The sequence below is a fragment of the Chryseobacterium candidae genome, assembly GCF_004916905.1.
Taxonomy (GTDB): Bacteria; Bacteroidota; Bacteroidia; order Flavobacteriales; family Weeksellaceae; genus Chryseobacterium; species Chryseobacterium candidae.
Genome location: NZ_SDLV01000031.1, coordinates 132,154 through 149,750, shown reverse-complemented (window position 1 = coordinate 149,750; position 17,597 = coordinate 132,154). Strand labels below are relative to the sequence as shown.

Below are 17,597 nucleotides of genomic sequence, written 5' to 3'. Positions count from 1 at the left end.
CTTTTTTTATCTAAATAATACACTCGTTACTGCTTTTTAAAATTACAGAATATGAAATTCTGAATGGTCTCGAAAGGAGTCGTGTGATCTTCAGTAATACATTGTAATTTTTTAAAACTTTTTTCAAATTTTTCTGATAATGATTCCTCGTCATACTGTTGAATATCCAATCCACTGCATTTCGTTGGACCGTTTTTCGAAAAAGTTCCGACGATTATAAAATTGTTCACATTTTTTTCTGCAATACCAATATATCTGGAAACCTGTTCCGGGGTTGTGAGAAAATGAAAAGCAGCCCTGTCATGCCAGATATCATACTTTTCTGTAGGCTCGAAATCCGTAATATCAGTGACAATCCATTTTACTTTACCTGCAGAATCACCCAGTCTTTGCTGTGCTTTTTCCAGAGCTTTGGCAGAAATATCAAGTACGGTAATATTTTCGTAACCATCCTCAAGAAGAAAATCAACAAGGTTACTGTCTCCGCCGCCAATATCAATGATGCTGGCTTCTTTTCCCAATCCGGAAGATCTTATAAAATCAAGTGATCTCTGAGGCTTTTTCTGAGTCCAGCTTACCTGATCCGGACTTTTGGTTTCATATACATTTTCCCAATGATTTTTGTTGTCTGAAGATATCATGATTCTTTTAATTGATTATTGATCTCTTCAAATTTATTAATTAATTCGCCAAGTTTATCCTGCTGTTTCTTTATGGTTAGTGGTTTCAGATAGAACCAATTGAAGCGAGTCCAGAAAAGCGTTACTGCATAAGTGAGAATACCTGATCCAAACCGTCATTCCTGAAGTATATTCATACATAAAAAACACATTCCCGGAAAATGATTAATCTAATATTCTTCCGTAGAATCTGCTGATGTCAAAATAAAATCCTTCAACTTTGTATTTGTCCTTTTCGAACTCCTGATAGTCACATTTTCCTTTCAGACTTTGTGATTTTGTTTCCATTTGAAATCTGTTTAAAAGGGCATATTCATCTGTAACGGAAATAACATGAAAACCTGTTTCACATGTAAGTCCGTCACCGGAGGTAAGAATAGCATTTAATAATCCATGAAAATTTCCTGCAATTTTTTCTGCGGTGGCATCATCTTTATTTAAATGATATAAATAAGCCAGATAATTCATAGCACGCAGATCCAGTGGATTTTCATCCAAAGCATCGAGAAATAACTGGATTCCTTTGGACAGATCTTTTTGTGAAATACCCTCGCCTCGGTAATACTTGGCAACTTCTTCAGCTTTCTTTCCTGTTTTATAAGGCTGATATGCTTTTTGAAATGTATATCCGAAATAAAGATGACGATATTGATTCCTGGTAAGGAGCGTATCGTTCTGTTTTAATCTTTTTAAAAGTTTCGGATAATAGAATTCTGAATTTTTATCTTCAATATTTTTTTGAATGACAGCATAATCCGGTGCTTTAAATTCCATTTTCTGACCATGAAGGAAAGTAAGCAGCGTGAAAAAGAATAAAGAGAAAAATGCTTTAATATTCATGGTTTGTATAAGGTTGTGACAATTTTCTGTAAGGTTAAAAATACGAAATATACATCAATTGAATAATATCGATTAGCTATTTATAAAAAAAACAATAAAATATTACCAGAGTGTTACTTTGTGTTGATAAATTTACTAACTTTATTCGGAATTTGAGATGTTACCCCTGACATTTGAAGGGGTAAAAGGAATTTTTAACTAAAAAACTATAAATATTAATGAGCAGTAGTATCCAAGATGAATTTAAAGTCTTCAAAGACGAATTAAGAAAGTTGAATATCGAAGTACAGAAAGTGGTAAAAGTAGGAAACGGTAGTATGGATTTTCACGAGGTTTTCTACAAATCACCGAGGTATGAAGAGATAAAAAGCATATACGTCCAGCGTCATAATCTGGATAGTATGATTGAAAAATTTAAACAGGCCTATCATTAAAAATAGAACGAGCGCCACAGAAAATCTGTGGCGCTCGCTTTTTATAATTTTCTGATACTAATCTTTATCCAGTGCTGACGTTTTTTTGGTGTCTTTCATTCCGATATAAACAACCAGTGAAAAAAGAATACATCCGGTAATGTACCAATAAAAGTATTCTTCAGAACCCATCTTTTTAAACCAGAGTGCAATATATTCTGCTGTTCCACCAAATACCGCAACTGTTATTGCATACGGCAAACCAACGCCAAGTGCCCTGATTTCAGAAGGAAAAAGTTCTGCTTTTACTACTGCATTGATGGATGTGTAGCCGCTTACAATAATCAAAGCTGCTATAATCAGGAAAAATGCACCCCAGATTGATGTGGTTGTACTTAGTGCTGTAAGAAGCGGAACGGTACACAAAGTACCCAAAATACCAAAGCCTAAAAGAAGTGGTCTTCTTCCGATCCTGTCAGATAAACCTCCAAATACAGGCTGAAGGCATGCAAATATAAAGAGTGAAATAAAAGAGACTAATGTAGATTCTTCCTTTGTAAGGTGTACGGTATTCACCAGGAATTTCTGCATATACGTTGTATAGGTATAAAATGCCAGTGTTCCTCCTAATGTCAGCCCTACAACGGTAAGTAATGCTCTTGGGTGTTTCATCAGTTCTTTCACTGTTCCTTTTTTCTTTTCGCTGACTTCTTTTTTATTCTCAAAAGCTTCGGTTTCATGGAGGTTGGCGCGAAGATATAATGCAATAATAGAAAGCATTGCTCCAATCACAAACGGAATTCTCCATCCCCATTCCTCAAGCTGAGCCTCTGTGAGTAATAGTTTTTGTAAAATAAGCTGAATACCTAAAGCAATAAGCTGACCGCCAATTAAAGTGACATATTGAAAACTTGAATAAAATCCCCTTCTGTCCTGCGTGGCCATTTCGCTGAGGTAAGTTGCAGAAACCCCATATTCACCGCCAACACTTAATCCCTGAAGTAACCTTGCCAGTAAAAGTAATAAAGGAGCGAGAATACCTATGGACTGATAAGTAGGTGTAAGAGCAATCAGCAGAGATCCAAAAGACATCAGCAGAACGGAAAGCGTCATTGCTTTTTTTCTTCCGATTTTATCTGCAATACTTCCGAACATCCATCCGCCGATTGGGCGCATTAAAAAACCGACAGCAAATATTCCTGCGGTATTCATCAGTTGGGCATTCAGGTCAGAATCCGGGAAAAATGAATGGGAGAAATAAATGGCAAAGGCTGCATACGCATACCAGTCATACCATTCAACAAGATTTCCGATAGATCCGCCAATGATGGCTTTGATCCTTTGGCCTGTGGTGATTGAGTGTGAGTCCATAGAAGTATTTCCAGAAAGTTTTTAATAATGGCATCCAAGATACAAATTTCAGGAAAAAATAAACCGTTCTTAAAAGAGCGGTTTAATCCCAAATAAGAATGATTTTTCTAAAACCTATATCCAATGGAAAGTCCGCTTCTGAAACCAGCCCACGGCCCGTCCACTTTTATTCTGGCACCATTGGCATTGGTTTCTACGGTATACTTAACAAATGGAATATCCAGATTTTCAATTTCTTTTTTAAGCTCAGCCTGCATATCAGGTGTCAGCACATAATCTGAGGTCATGGTAAAATCACCTTTTCCACTTCCATAATGAGCTCCTGCGATCCAGAAATCAAGGACAAGATTCTGACTTCTGGTCAGAAAGAACTGTACGCCTACCATTAATCCACCGCTGTTTCCTTTGGTGTCTCCCTGGCCTCTTAGAGGAATTGGATAGGTATTCCCGTCAGGACCATTGTAGTCATAATAAAAATTAAAAGTATTTGAGGTAACACTTGAATAACGGTAATACGGTGCAAAATAGAAACCTTTCCCATAGCCTTTTCCAATATAAAACCGGGGTTCTATGGTGAAATTGGTAACTTTTACTCTCAGATTCTGGAATCTTTCTTCATCTTTATCTTTCAGAAAAGCATTGATAAAAGGGACTTTCCCTTCAGTCATAGTCCCGAATCCGATATTCACAGAAAACCATTGGTTAATGGCTCTTTCATAAGACAGATTGATATTTCTGAATGCATAAGCCGTACCATTGGTCTTGATGATATTCATCTTCTCTGCCGCGCTGTTATGAATTTCCTGAGCTCCCAGAACAGAAAACAGGAAGCACGGAATTAATAGAAATGCTTTTTTCATGACTCAATATTTTGTGATGTAAAAAAAGTACCAGCAAAAAACGGGCTGGATTTAACATAATAATTTGAATTTAAAGAAAAATAGGTCAATTATTTATTTGTTTGCTTTTATAAATGTAATATTTACCGGGAATTGATTGTCCTGATAGTATAATTCATCTTCAGACATGAAAAAAACTATATATACCATTTTCTTTCTTTGCAGTGCTTTTATATTTTCACAAGAGAAGAAGAATGATACAATGGATGCAGCAGCCACTAAAGAAATTCAGGAAGTTATTTTGAAATCACAGCGTAAAAAGCAATTTGCAGACAAAGCCGTTTATACTTTTGATAAAGAAGCACTGGAAAAGGCCCGGTATGCAAAAGATCTGCTTCGTACCCTTCCGGAATTGCAGCTGAATCCGGTAGAAAACACCATTACGAGTACTAAAGGAGGAACCATACTATTTCTTATCAACGGGATTGAAGCTACAGATATGCAGATCCGTAGTGTTGCGCCCAACGAGGTTTTGAAAGTAGAGTACTATGATATTCCTCCTGCAAGATGGGCGACAAGAGCAGATACGATAGTGAATATTCTGACAAAATCTACAGAAACAGGGTATATGTTCGGGGCAGATGTGTCTGCGGCTTTGAATACCGGTTTTGTGAATGGTTCTGCTTATGCTAATTATACAAAAGGAAAAAATAATTTCGGACTTGAGTATTCCCTCAACCTCAGAGATTATAATGACAGAAGAGTCAACAGTATCTATGATTATCAGCTGAACGGGAAGCATTACCGCTCTGATGAAAACCGCAAAGATCATTTTGGATATACTTTCCAGAATATTGCTTTGCGTTATACGAGATTTGTTCCTGACGATTATGCTTTTCAGACAAAGCTGAATATGGATATTTTCAGCAGATTTTCGAAAGGAGTAGGACAAAGTGTCTTTACTGAAGATAATCTGAAGGAAGAACATAATATGTTCAAAAATAATGGTTCGGATTATGTGATTCCTAAGCTGGATCTTTATTTTTCTAAAAAAATTGGTGAAAAAGATGAGTTAAGTATTAATGTATTAGGTTCTCATTATACTACCAATACTACAGAAACAGCCAAAGAATGGATAGTAGGTTCAGGATTGTCTGTGTATGATAATGATATGGTATTGAAAGCAAAACAAACGAGCTGGGTTGGAGAGCTGGCGCATATACATGATTTCAAGGCAGGAAAACTTTCATCCGGATATCGTATTTCAAGGTCTTCTATATCCAATGATTTGAATAATCTTGCAGGATATTCCCAATACAATGTCAACTATCTGGAACAGTATTTTTATAGTGAATTTGCCGGAAAAGTTGATCAATTTAGCTATCGTATCGGAGCAGGGCTTACCAATATTCACAATAAAAGTGCAGAAAATACTTTTGATGAATGGACTTTTACTCCAAAGGTTATTTTAGCCTATCAGATTAAAGGAAATCACAACCTTCGTTTTACGGCAAGTTATAATCCGGTAAGTCCATGGAGTAATGCTTTGAGTAGTAATGTGGTACAGTTGGTACCTAATATTGTTCAGAGGGGAAATCCTTTTTTAGAATCCCAACAGGTTTTTTCTAATAACCTTATCTATTCTTTTAATAATAAGTATTTTGATTTTAATGCAGGTTTATTTTACCGATATACCAACAGGGTGATCAATCAGTACTATGTTCAGGATGAGGTGTTGAATGGATATGCATTAACTTACGAAAACGGAAAAAATGCTCAGAGATATGGAGTTCAGTTAACAGGTTCTTATAAACCTTTCGGGAATAGCCTTTTGGTTATAAAGGCTGTGATCACACCTACTTCCGAAACTGTGAAAACAAGTAAAGGTGTTTTGATAAAGAATGATTATTTGGGAAATTATTTTTCGATTTCTTCAGAATATAAATCTTTCTCCGTTCAGTACCAGTTTAATATTCCGGTGTATAGCCTTAGTGGAGCATTCCTGAATACGAATGAAAACCAAAATAATATTTTTGTGAGCTATAAACATAAAAACTGGACCTTTTCCACAGGGATGTATTGGATAGGAATGCCTTCAGAGTATAAAACAAAAAGTTTATCGGAAAGCCTGGTAGATTATAAGGTACATACACAGATTATGAACAATAAATCCATGTTTGTATTAGGGCTGAGTTATGATTTCTCGAAAGGAAAAAAAACAGAAATTCAGCGAAAGCTTAATAACGAAACTGCTCCTGCAGCTACCTTTTAGAAGCTATTTTGAATGTTAATAAGAAATCCCCGCTCATTTGTAGGAGCGGGGATTTTGCTTTATTATTTCTTAATGAATTTCGTGTTCTTTGTGTCAGCAGCATTTTTTCCATTGATCTGAATGAAATAGGATGCAGGAGGAAGATCTGAGATCTGTATATTTCCGGATTTTACGTCTGAAGTTTTAACCAGTTTACCATCCAGACTGTAAATATTTGCTTTGGAATAATGATCTGTATTTCCTTTGAAACTGATAAAATCCTGTGCAGGATTTGGATAAACCACTAGGTTTTCTTTTTTCACTGCATTGTTTACCGCCAGAAATGTTTCGTTTAAAGCCAGTGAAGTTGCTACTGTCTGGTTGATACTCAATATTGGAACACTGATATTTCCGGTTGTAGAATTTAGCAAAGCATATCTGTGAGATGCATCGTAATAACCATAAGCTGTATTGGTAATGGTTCCGATAGGGTTAGAATAAATAACATCCAGAGATGAATACAGATTGAAATTCTGTGTGAATTTTACTCTGAGAACATTACTGTATGTTTGATTACCTATAATTAAAGTTCCGTAAGCATCAGCAATAGCTGTCATTGTGCCACTGAACAATCCGCTGGCAGAAGATGAGGAGAAAGTACCTTTAGCGGTGTCGTTTTGTGCCGGTCCGTAAGTTGTTGGATAATTGATATAAGTTCCATTGTCCACATTAAAGTTTAAAGTTGCCTGGGTATTTACAATTCCTGTAATTTCCAGTTTAGTGGATGAAGCTTTGTAATAAACGGTTGTAGAACCGTCTATCATCTTAATGGTGGAACCTGGAAATGTTGCTATTTCAGTAGAGGTAGGAGTTGCATAGGTTGTTTGTGATGCTGCCCCCATCGTAAGTCCCGCGTTTGAGAATGTAGCGTTGGCTCCTGTAGCAGAGTTGTTTACGCCTCCGTTTGCAATATTGTAATTAACAATATTTCCGGAAATAGGATCATTGGCTGCTTTTGTAAGCGTAATCTGCGCAGAAAACATGGCAGAAGCTCCTAATAAAAGGAGTAAAGATTTTCTCATAGTCAAAAATTTTTGTTAAATGTAAATAAAAAATGGCATTCAATTATCAAATTAATTGCCTTTTGATTGGATTTTTAATAAAAAACGCCTGTTGATCGGTTCAACAGGCGGTCTGTGCGTTAAAAAATGTTTAGGTCTAGTTACTCATTACCATTTTACGGTAAGCATAAATATCTTCAATGGTTACCACACTCATTCCTTTTTTGAGAGCAAAGTCTGCAATTTCCGGAAGTCTTGCCATAGAACCATCTTCATTAGTCAGTTCGCAAAGTACAGCATCTTCACCCAGGTTGGCCATTTTTACAAGGTCTACACTTCCTTCGGTATGTCCACGTCTTTCAAATACACCACCTTTTCTGGCAATCAGCGGGAAAACATGCCCGGGGCTGGCAATATGCTCTGCCTGTGCGCCTGATGCTATCGCTGTTTTGATTGTGGTTATACGATCTTTTGCTGAAACTCCTGATTCCACACCTTCTTTAGCTTCAATGGAAATGGTAAAGGCAGTTTGATTTTTTGAATTGTTGTTTTCCACCATAGGGCGAAGGTTGAGGTGGCGGCTTTTCTCTTCAGAAATGCATAAGCAGACGATCCCGCTGCATTCACGGATTAGAAGTGCCATGTCCTGTTCTGTAATCGTGGAAGCGGGAAAGATGATGTCACCTTCGTTTTCACGGTTTTCGTCATCTACTAAAAGAATACCTTTTCCCTTTTGTAATGTTTGAAGTGCTTTTTCTACACGTTCTCTGGAGCTAGCTCCGAATTGTTCTAATAATTTTTCCATGTTATTTTACTTTTAAAAGTTAAAATACTCTTCGGTACATGGAAATGAAATACAACGCAACAAGAATCCATTAGGACTCTTATTGGTCATCTCATTTTCTTCTCCCATCCAGACTTTAACTGTCGGTTCCGGAATTTCACCAGATCAGTCCTTTCAGAAGAAAGGAGTCGCGGACTGTAACCGCCGGTAGGGAATTACACCCTGCCCCGAAGAAAACTTATACTAAGTTTTGCTGTATGTTGTAATTTAAATTTTTATTTCATTGAATAGTATTTAACGCACAGACTGCTAATTTCGGGAAGTTTTTTGAATTGGAGAAGAAATTGATGACGAATCAGCTTACATTATTTTTCTCTACAGGCACATTCATGATTTTCATTTAAATAAGCAATGGTTGTCCTGCATATTTTTTCTAAGATGTCAATATTGATGTCAGAAAGCTTCTTGATGTAAATGCAGGATTTTCCCATTTTAAATTTTCCAAAGTCATCCAATAACCGCTTGCTTTCTTCGGTAGGCGAATAAACATACAGTGAAAACTCTGCTTTACGTGGTGAAAAGCCTATGAGCGGCATATCGCCTTCATGTCCGCTTGTATATTTATAATGATAACTTCCAAATCCGATAATGGTTGGTCCCCACATTTTAGGCTCAAATCCCGACCATTCACTCATCAATTGTATTAATTGAAAGCTATCCGATTTTTTTTCATTTTTTTCTACAAATGAGTTAATGAAATCAGTTACGTTTACGTCAGTTTCGTTAGTTTTATTTGCTTTAGCCATGGTTTCCCATTTTTTTAGTTATCATTTTTATCATATATTTCAAATCAGTCTTTTCAGGACATTATCTAAAATAGCATTGAACTCATCCGGTTTTTCCAGCATAGGATAATGTCCGACTCCTTCGATAATAACATAATCATAGTTTTTCAAATATTTACGGTTTGCTTCCAGATCAGTAGGAGAGGTATCAGAATTGATGGCAATAACTGGTATTTGAACTTGTTTCGCAATGGTATTGAAATCCGTTTTATATAGAGGTCTGAGAAGGTTGATGGCTAGTTCAGGCTTATTCTGAAGAAATTCGTACTGCAGTCTTTCTTTTACGTTAGCAGGAGTTTGCTCAACAAACAGGTATTGAGGCAAAAAGTTTTCCACCGCATATTTAAAATCCGTCATATACTGTGTGAATAAAATTTCTTCAGCCTGTTGTTCTGTGAAAGCTTCATCCAGATTTTTCAGGGTATCAATCAGAATCAGAGCTTTTACCTTTGGTATTTTCAAAGAAGCTTCAAGTACATAGGCGCCGGACATAGAATGTCCTATAAGAATGATTGCATCTGATTTCACAGTATCGGCAACTGCTTTAATGTCATCAGCATATCCGGCGCTCGTCCATTCCTTTCTTGAGGAATCAGATTTTCCGTGCCCTGCGAGATCCATTAGTACAATGTGATACTGACTGTTTAAATATTTTTGCTGAGCGTCCCACCATTCAGTATTCCCAAGCCATCCATGAATGAAGATTAGGGTTGTTTTTCCGCTTCCGGATTCTTTGTAACATATTTTCTGACCGTCTGATGATACTGTGTGTTTTTCCATTTAAAATTGTGAGTATTGGTTATTATAAATCAAATTTACAAATCGCAGTGATCATATAAGAATTGTTACCGCAGATAAATGGAAACTCACTCTAAAAATGCGGATAAGTTATCCACAAAACTTATCAACATGATCTTGTATTATGGAAATTTTGCGAAAATTTATATTTATTGTAAATTAAAGAAATACAGGTGATTATGGATAACTTTTTAATTCATTAAAAAGTTATCCATAATTTATCCACAGGGGTATATTCAAGGATGAAAAGTTATCCACAGATATTTTGATATGTGGATAACGGTTTGTTTTTGATTTAAATTGTTTTAAATCAGTAATTTAATAGTATTTAAGTTGATGATGTGAAATTCTTTATCAGACTTATCCACAAATTGATTGGTTTTATTGCTGCTCTTTGTAAATATTCCAGAAATTAAAATCGGTCATGGGTGCATCCGTGATTCCGATATTTCTTCCCATTGTTACAATTTGTCCTCTGTGATATGTTCCGTGAAGAATAGCATGCTGGATATATTCGTATTTTGAAAAATTGCACTGAAACCATTGGGATTCTATCTTTACATTTTTTGCAAGATCTTCTTCAGATAAGCTTTCCACATAATCCACCAGTTTTTGAGAATTGTTTTTTATCGCATTAAAAATATCTTCTTTACTGCTGGTTTCTGTCGTTTGGGTAAAATCAAAATCATTATTCTCTGAAATATGACTCCACCAGTATTCCTGGGTCTGCCAGATATGATGCAGGGTTTTTAAGATAGTCGGGAAACTGGAGATTGTCTCCTGATTCAGCTGTTCGTCAGACTTTGTGGATAACCAGTCAATGTATTTATTGACTACCCAGTTGTTGTACTGTACGCTTTTGTTGACTAATGTTTTTAGGCTCATAGTATTAATATTTTGTAGGTTTTAAGAATGTGCTATAATCCGAAATGCCGGTCTTTATTAATGTTTTCAGGATTGATGAGTGCTTTGTTGCTGTAGGTTGCTGCTTCAAAATCACTAATGTTTACAGAAAGAAAAGAAATATCAGGCAGCAATTCTGAAAGCCGGATACTGATTTGTTTTGACAGACTGGCTTTTTGTTCTGTATTTCGTCCCTGCATGATGTACCCGAATACATGAAGAAAATTTTTTTTGCCTTCTCTTAATCTGTAATACTGATAAGGCTGGATTCTTATTTTGATATCATTGGGAGCAAACAAACCAGTAGCGCCAGCCACTCCGTAAACGGCATCCATCAATTCATCGGGAATTCTCCGCTGAAGAATATCCTGTGAACAATCTATAATAAAATGAGGCATAGACTATATTTTGTGGTTTGATTTTGTGTGAGATAAAAATAATAAAAATATTAATGAATAGTTAAAATAAAAAACCACTCTTAAACAGAATGGTTTGAAAATGTGTATTTTTTACTTTATGAATGTGATTTTACGGATTCGATTTTTGGATGCTGTATTGTGGTATTATGGCGTTGGTCATGTCAAGAACAATATCATAAATTCCATCTTCATGGATTGGGAAATCATAAGCATCAAAGGCAATACTTTTATTATCATTATTCAGACCAAGGCTGTATCCCCAGTCATTATTAAACCTGAATTTTAAATTACCTTTTTTCAATGTATAGTTTTTCAGAAAATAAATATTCGGATTTTTAAGATCTGTCTGTAACGGAATATCTTTTCCTTCCCAACCGTTTGGAGTGGCGTTTCCAATAATTCCCCACGTAAGAGTATTGGTATTTCTTTTCGCCGTTTTTACAGTTCCGTCCCAGAAATGAATAACAACGGTATTTATTTTTCCATTTTGATCCGGTTGGAACGTACAGGTGAATTTTTCATCCAGCTGAAAAGATGTTTTGCTTTTTGGCAATAAGGCATTTCTTGGATAGCTGCCTTCTTTGAAAACAAGTTGTCCATCGTTACTGGTGATATAAAAATTTGAATTTTCTGTGGAATAAACACCTTCCAGCTTTTTTAAATCCTCGGCACTCACTTTTGCAATGGCCGGAATGCTATATGGTTTATTGTACAGTATTTTTTCTACCTGAGGAATAATAAAATCGGAGTGCGAAAGTTCTGAATTGGAAATTACAATCACACAAATATCATCATCCAGAACTCTGTAATATCGGCTTCTGTAACCAGGTCCGCCACCATCATGGCCAACCCTTTTTTTATCAAAAGTTGTAGAGATCTGGAAACCTAAGCCATAGTGATCTTTAAGATAAGGTGTAAAAGCTTTTTCTGTGGTCTCTTTTTTAAAAAGGGTATAGTTTTTTAACGCTTCATTAAATTTAAAAAGATCTTCTACCGTAGAATACATCGCTCCGGCAGCAAAAGGATGATCGGTTTTGAAGCGCAATGCTTCGTTAGACCTTTTAGCTGATAAAAATTCATATCCAAATGCCTTGTTTTCATCCGTTACATTATTGAAATTGAATCCACTATGATTCATTTTCAGAGGTTTCAGGATATTATTTTCTATGACCTGATCATAATTCAGACCTGTAACTTTCCTAATGATATAGCCGAGAATATAATACCCGGAATTGGAGTAATCCCAATCCTTACCAGGGGAGAAATTCAAAGGTTTTGCAGCAATATATTTTAAAAATGTTTCTTCATCTATCGTGTATTCAGAGTTGGTATCATTGGGAATTCCTGAAGTGTGGGAAAGCAGCTGGGCAATGGTAATGCTGTCACCTTTTGGAAAGTCAGGATAGTATTTGGAAAGTTTGTCGTTTAAAGATAATTTTCCCTGTTCTTCTAACTGAAAAATAACAGTTGTCGTGAACATTTTTGTGGTGGAGAAAACTCTGTAAAGACTGTTATTGGTATTTTTCTCTTTTTTAGGAGCATTTCTATAGCCGTAGCTATTTTCAAAAATAATTTTTCCTTTTTCAGCAATCAAAACAGAACCACTGAACAATCCTGCTTTTTCATATGTTGAAAATAACTGTTTCAGTTTTTTGGATTTTTGTGAAAAAAGAGGATGTACCGCAAGCATTAAAACGATACAGGTGAGAATAGGTTTCATGTAATTTTTTTAAATAAGACACTTTTAAGTGTGATGATATTACATGGGGTTTTAAAAAATATTTACAACTGTATTTTCGTAAGTTTTCCTTCAAGTTTTTTAATCTAGTGGATCAAAAGGAATTTTATTTTCATCGATAAGTTTGTTTTTAAATTTCTCTGAGTAAGTGTGAGCAAATTTTTCTTTTTCATTTTTGGGAATCCGGAAATAAAGATCCATTCTTTCGTCACATGCATCACCATCCATATCTTTTTCATTATCTTTGTATCCTGGTCTCTCAACAACTTCCAAATAATGAACATAATGTCCAAATTCATGTGGCAAAGTTCTATAAAGCTGAGTATTTCTAATATTTTGAGGTTGGAATTCTGCTATGAAATTTCTTTTTGTTTCCGTAAAAGTATGACCATCTGTTTTTAACCTTTCAAATTCCTGTTGATTTTCTATTGTCTGTTTCTTTGGCCATGATAATTGTTTTTTCAAATCAATAGCGTCTAGAATGATGGCGGGAAAATATTCATTTTCGAAATTGTAACTATAAATTAATCTTCCCCACACTGGCGAAAGTATTTCTTCCTTTCTTTTGGGCTGCCTTAAAATGATATACTTTAATTCTCCATAATCATTTGCAGGGATATTTTCTATAATTTTTTGAATGTCATTGATGGAGCAAGAATGCATTGAATTTTTACGGGTATTTTCAATTATAAATACAAATTCATGATTGTTGATAAGCCGTACTTCTTTTCGATAATCAGTGAGCTTTTCATAAAAAGATTTGAGATCTCCATAAGGAGAGGAAATTGTCAATTTATTATTTTGGCCATGTCCCTGTTTTTTTGTGCCAATATTTCTATTTCTTCGGGTTGGATTATACATTTTTTAATACCACATTTTTTTTATTTCATCTGTTATTTCATAAGCTTTGGTGTTGGTGATCCAATCTATAACTCTTATTTCGTTGCGATTTTGTATAAAAACAACAGAATAGGTTGAGCCACTCAGAGAAAAGTGATAGCGAACCCCGAATTTATATTTTTTTATCTGAAAATCTTTTATCTGAATCTGATCAATTTCTTTTTTTACATAAATTTTTGGGCTTGCAAATAACTTGTTTTTATATCGTACTGTTATTTGTTCTGGCTCAATAATAAGTATTGTTTTTCCAAAGGTATTCCATAACCAGATATACAAGAATAGTATAAAAAATGCTGCAAAGGGAGCTGTAAATGAAATATAATATAAAATAAAAAAGAAACTTTGCTCCTGAAGGCTTGTAAGAGAAATAATAATCAGGATAATAAAAGTAAGTAGGAGCAATCCTAAGCCCAATATAATGGTTACAACCCAGTTGGTTTTATTTTTTATTTTAATGGTGATGGGCATAATTATCAATCTTTAAGCAAGTCTTTTTTCATATAACTTTGTTTTCTCAAGCCCGAAATTATTAATCCTAACCGATAGCGAATCCAGTTCCCAGGTAGGAAGATTCGAGGAAAGTTGATCTGTTAATTTTACTATTCCTGGGGTTACCTTATGATCAAATTCATAACATTTTTCATTGGTGATTATTTCCAGTCCGGATTGTTTTTTATCAAACGGAGACGGAATAATGAAAGAATATACAGATATTATTTCATCCCATTTTATAAACTCTGTTTCCTTATTTTGCTTGAAATAAAATCCATCTTTTGTGTATTGAAAGATACCATCAAATGTATGCAGGCTATCCATTTCCTTTTCAAATGTATCATAACCTTTTTCTTCAAGAGAATAGAGTTTAGCAATGGAAAATACAAGAACAACAAAACAAAGAAAAATAATAGCAAATGTTATTTTTTTGTCATCATAAACAGGGTAGTTGTAAAGTGTAAGAACTAATACCAGGGATGTAGCTGCAATGATTTTTTTCATGTTATATTTTTTTAAAGTACTTCCCTTTGAACTGATAACGGATTTTCTTTTCTGTAATTTTAGAATTTTCAATATACAGCCCTTTTGGAGAGTTATCTGGCTCAAACATACCTCCGTTCATAGCGAATACTAATTTTTCTTGTTTAGCCTGAACATCATTCTTCAGATGATCAAGACTTTTCAGAATTTCCCCTTTATTATTTTTCCAATACAACCGTATATTTTGTTTCTCAGGATTTACCTGATAGGCAACAAAACGGTTGTCCTCCTTTATTTTTTCTGTACAACATATACAAAAGAAAAGCAGGATATAAAGAAGAATATGACAGATTATCTTTGGAGTAAAGCTTTGATTTTTCATTTCAATAAAGAAATAATTTCTTTGTTCATGATATCGTTTTCAATTTGATGTTTTTATTATTCTATACATTAAATAGTTCGGTTATTTTTTGATACAGATCATTCAGATATTCATTATGAGGGGCGCAATTGCCATTGCTCATTTTTAACAGACTGTTTTTCTTCATTGCATAAATAAATATTCCATTTCCGTCTGTACAATTTGAAGGAACATCATAATTGTTATTGAGCCAAAAATGATTTTCAGATAGTAATTTCATGAATTGTACATATTGTTTTTGAGTTAAATTTTTCTGTACAAGAATGGTAAACAATGAATTTCTTTTTTCACCTGTCTTCTGATCGTATTCACTTGTATATATTTTCTTTTTGACAAGAATATATTTGTGTCCTTTTTTTTCTATCCTGAGTAAATGATTATCTCGAAATGCAGACCATTTGAAAAACTGATATACTTCATTGTTTTCTTTAAAGGTCGATTTATCAATACATTCTAAAGGTTTTTCTTTAAGGTTTTCAGATAAGTATTTACATATATTGTCATTGTTCTGAGCAGTAAGAAGATTGAATATAAAGGGTAGAATGAATAATAATGCTTTTTTCATAGGTTAAATTTTAAACAAATAAAGCCGCTCTTGTAACGGAACAGCTTTCAATATATTGTCAACATCAGCTTATCGATAAGGCAAATTGATTTCTTCAATTTTTGTTCTCAAATCTCCAATGGTAAAGGTTTCTGAATTACATTGGAATTCAGGAATATCGTGCTTGGATAAGAAATCATTTAAATCATCACAATTTTGCAGAATATTAAATTCTTTATTGTCTAAATCTAAAACAATTCCTTTGGTTTTCCCATTGATAGAGTAGGTAAGAGGACTTAATGCTCCCCAAAAAGCCTTGGACCATAAGCCTTTCATGTTTTCTTCAAAATAAATGAATCTTCCATAGTTTAAAACTTTGCAGAATCTTGAATACTGGTCAGGATCATAGCCATTGTCTTTCTTGTTGGTATATTTCCGATAAGTCTGAAAATACATTTCTCCTTTATGCGAAACAGCTAATGGAATTTTTACTCTTTTATTTTTTTGTTTGAAATAAAAGAATGCTTTTTCCGGCAGATCAAGAGAATCACATTTCTGGCAGGATTTGAAATAGACCTCTTCGGTTGAAGAAGGCTTTTTATTTAAAACATCTTCCAAAGTCATATAAATGCCTTCCGGAAAATCTCCTTTTTTGATGGATGGATATTCTTTTTCTTGTGCTGTTACTATGCTGGAAATAAAAAGAAGAGCAAATAAAATATACAGTTTCATGGGTTTTGTTTTTTCTCAGCGGCTAAATTACAAATAAGTAGATAGCGAAAATAGAATAAAAAGAAAGTTTATTCGGTTTCGCTGTAAGAATTAACCTTATAAAGCAGCTGGAACTTGATGGTATCTTTTTTAGAATTCGGATATTTTTCTTCATTTACCTGTTTTTCGAATTCTTTCATAATTTCCAGATCCAGATCATCTTTAACTGCAAACTGAATGTCATTTTTCTTTTTTCCTAATTCAAATTGGACCATTATTTTTCCTTCCCTTTTGGAATTTTTAAACAATTTCTCAAATATCTTGTTGGTTTTGTCAATAACAGACTTAATATCCTCAATGGAAGAATTCGCCTTTAATTCAGAATCACCGGTCAAAAATATGACCTTTTCCAGTTTAGTTTCTCTGTTTCCTTTATCGGTAACATACACTTCATTGCCATTTTTATAGGTTTTAATTGTTCCTTCCGTTGTATAGGTTCCGTTATCAATAGGATTATTGTAAGAGTTTTTATACGGGAACTCATCAAGCCAGAATAATGTCTGATTTTTTTTCAGAAAGTTTAAAATATAACGCTGGTTTTCGGTTTGCAGAATGAATAAAGGCTCTTCGATGTCAAATGAAATGGTAGACCAATAGTATTTTAATTCATCTTCATTGGCTTTTCTAATCTGATAATTTCCAGAAACTTCTTTCTTAAATTCATTCCATATCTTTTTTGAGTCATCCGGTTTCTTGGCCATTTTCCCCTCAATTTCCACATCATCTATATAGAAAATCAAACTATTAGGAATACTTTTTAAGTTTTCTATATTTTTAAATCTTTTCCACAGAGTTGGTCCTATAATTAAATTATTTCCCAGTACATCATAACTGTTGGTATTGGTAAGGCTTTCGGTAAGTAATTTTTTTACTTTTTCGTTGATTTTATCATCTGCATAATGATAAACTATGCCATTGGGAATGGTTATTTTCTCCGTGATTTGTGCTTTGACAGCATTGACGAAGAATAAAAAAATGAGAAGAATTTTTATTTTCATGTTTTTTTTAATTGGGTAACATAAAAAAAGGAAATCTGATTTTTTC

Annotated in this window: 20 protein-coding genes and 1 riboswitch; of the genes, 2 read left to right on the top strand and 18 right to left on the bottom strand. The window is 34.2% G+C overall.

The window, feature by feature from the left end:
• Window positions 1-26 precede the first annotated feature (26 nt).
• Together EK417_RS15680 and EK417_RS15670 are read right to left on the bottom strand one after the other, a co-directional pair.
• Complete coding sequence (locus EK417_RS15680; RefSeq protein WP_076595022.1) at window positions 27-641, bottom strand: class I SAM-dependent methyltransferase; 615 nt, start codon at window positions 639-641, stop codon at window positions 27-29.
• A gap of 204 nt (window positions 642-845) precedes the next feature.
• Window positions 846-1,520 carry a DUF4919 domain-containing protein gene (locus EK417_RS15670; RefSeq protein ID WP_136522671.1) on the bottom strand — a complete coding sequence of 225 codons (675 nt, stop codon included), beginning with the start codon at window positions 1,518-1,520 and terminating at the stop codon, window positions 846-848.
• A gap of 218 nt (window positions 1,521-1,738) precedes the next feature.
• On the opposite strand from EK417_RS15670, the gene EK417_RS15665 reads away from it, so the two are divergent.
• Window positions 1,739-1,954 carry a hypothetical protein gene (locus tag EK417_RS15665; RefSeq protein ID WP_076595024.1) on the top strand — a complete coding sequence of 72 codons (216 nt, stop codon included), beginning with the start codon at window positions 1,739-1,741 and terminating at the stop codon, window positions 1,952-1,954.
• A 57-nt stretch (window positions 1,955-2,011) separates the two neighbouring features.
• Here EK417_RS15665 and EK417_RS15660 read toward each other — a convergent pair whose 3' ends face one another.
• Together EK417_RS15660 and EK417_RS15655 are read right to left on the bottom strand one after the other, a co-directional pair.
• The gene (locus tag EK417_RS15660; protein WP_076595025.1) at window positions 2,012-3,304 is read right to left on the bottom strand and encodes an MFS transporter; all 1,293 of its coding nucleotides are present in this window, start codon (window positions 3,302-3,304) and stop codon (window positions 2,012-2,014) included.
• Window positions 3,305-3,411: 107 nt separating this feature from the next.
• Entirely contained in the window at window positions 3,412-4,164 is a 753-nt protein-coding gene (locus tag EK417_RS15655; RefSeq protein ID WP_136522670.1) for a DUF3575 domain-containing protein, read from the bottom strand.
• A 166-nt stretch (window positions 4,165-4,330) separates the two neighbouring features.
• On the opposite strand from EK417_RS15655, the gene EK417_RS15650 reads away from it, so the two are divergent.
• The gene (locus EK417_RS15650; protein WP_136522669.1) at window positions 4,331-6,415 is read left to right on the top strand and encodes an outer membrane beta-barrel protein; all 2,085 of its coding nucleotides are present in this window, start codon (window positions 4,331-4,333) and stop codon (window positions 6,413-6,415) included.
• A gap of 62 nt (window positions 6,416-6,477) precedes the next feature.
• Here EK417_RS15650 and EK417_RS15645 read toward each other — a convergent pair whose 3' ends face one another.
• The 14 genes from EK417_RS15645 to EK417_RS15580 all read right to left on the bottom strand — a co-directional run bounded on the left by EK417_RS15645 (window position 6,478) and on the right by EK417_RS15580 (window position 17,551).
• Window positions 6,478-7,476: a T9SS type A sorting domain-containing protein gene (locus EK417_RS15645; protein ID WP_076595028.1), complete on the bottom strand. Its 999-nt coding sequence runs from the start codon at window positions 7,474-7,476 to the stop codon at window positions 6,478-6,480.
• Window positions 7,477-7,612: 136 nt separating this feature from the next.
• Window positions 7,613-8,260, bottom strand: coding sequence for a 3,4-dihydroxy-2-butanone-4-phosphate synthase (gene ribB / locus EK417_RS15640; protein WP_076595029.1), 648 nt, complete (start codon window positions 8,258-8,260; stop codon window positions 7,613-7,615).
• Between the two features lie 92 nt (window positions 8,261-8,352).
• Window positions 8,353-8,478, bottom strand: a riboswitch (FMN riboswitch).
• Window positions 8,479-8,604: 126 nt separating this feature from the next.
• A complete protein-coding gene (locus EK417_RS15635) occupies window positions 8,605-9,045 on the bottom strand; it encodes a DUF1801 domain-containing protein (protein ID WP_076595030.1) in 441 nt (146 codons plus the stop codon).
• A 39-nt stretch (window positions 9,046-9,084) separates the two neighbouring features.
• A complete protein-coding gene (locus EK417_RS15630; protein ID WP_136522668.1) occupies window positions 9,085-9,864 on the bottom strand; it encodes an alpha/beta fold hydrolase in 780 nt (259 codons plus the stop codon).
• A gap of 399 nt (window positions 9,865-10,263) precedes the next feature.
• Window positions 10,264-10,767: a DinB family protein gene (locus tag EK417_RS15625; RefSeq protein WP_136522667.1), complete on the bottom strand. Its 504-nt coding sequence runs from the start codon at window positions 10,765-10,767 to the stop codon at window positions 10,264-10,266.
• A 32-nt stretch (window positions 10,768-10,799) separates the two neighbouring features.
• Window positions 10,800-11,183 carry a 5-carboxymethyl-2-hydroxymuconate Delta-isomerase gene (locus EK417_RS15620; RefSeq protein WP_136522666.1) on the bottom strand — a complete coding sequence of 128 codons (384 nt, stop codon included), beginning with the start codon at window positions 11,181-11,183 and terminating at the stop codon, window positions 10,800-10,802.
• 130 nt (window positions 11,184-11,313) lie between these two features.
• Window positions 11,314-12,924, bottom strand: coding sequence for a serine hydrolase (locus EK417_RS15615; RefSeq protein WP_136522665.1), 1,611 nt, complete (start codon window positions 12,922-12,924; stop codon window positions 11,314-11,316).
• A 99-nt stretch (window positions 12,925-13,023) separates the two neighbouring features.
• Complete coding sequence (locus tag EK417_RS15610; protein WP_136522664.1) at window positions 13,024-13,803, bottom strand: hypothetical protein; 780 nt, start codon at window positions 13,801-13,803, stop codon at window positions 13,024-13,026.
• A gap of 3 nt (window positions 13,804-13,806) precedes the next feature.
• Entirely contained in the window at window positions 13,807-14,310 is a 504-nt protein-coding gene (locus EK417_RS15605; RefSeq protein ID WP_136522663.1) for a hypothetical protein, read from the bottom strand.
• A gap of 12 nt (window positions 14,311-14,322) precedes the next feature.
• Complete coding sequence (locus tag EK417_RS15600; protein WP_136522662.1) at window positions 14,323-14,838, bottom strand: hypothetical protein; 516 nt, start codon at window positions 14,836-14,838, stop codon at window positions 14,323-14,325.
• A 1-nt stretch (window position 14,839) separates the two neighbouring features.
• Window positions 14,840-15,199, bottom strand: coding sequence for a hypothetical protein (locus EK417_RS15595; protein WP_076595038.1), 360 nt, complete (start codon window positions 15,197-15,199; stop codon window positions 14,840-14,842).
• 61 nt (window positions 15,200-15,260) lie between these two features.
• On the bottom strand, window positions 15,261-15,803 hold the full coding sequence (locus tag EK417_RS15590) for a hypothetical protein (protein WP_076595039.1): 543 nt from the start codon (window positions 15,801-15,803) through the stop codon (window positions 15,261-15,263).
• 69 nt (window positions 15,804-15,872) lie between these two features.
• Entirely contained in the window at window positions 15,873-16,514 is a 642-nt protein-coding gene (locus tag EK417_RS15585) for a hypothetical protein (RefSeq protein ID WP_136522661.1), read from the bottom strand.
• A gap of 68 nt (window positions 16,515-16,582) precedes the next feature.
• Window positions 16,583-17,551 carry a hypothetical protein gene (locus EK417_RS15580; protein WP_136522660.1) on the bottom strand — a complete coding sequence of 323 codons (969 nt, stop codon included), beginning with the start codon at window positions 17,549-17,551 and terminating at the stop codon, window positions 16,583-16,585.
• Between the last annotated feature and the right edge of the window lie 46 nt (window positions 17,552-17,597).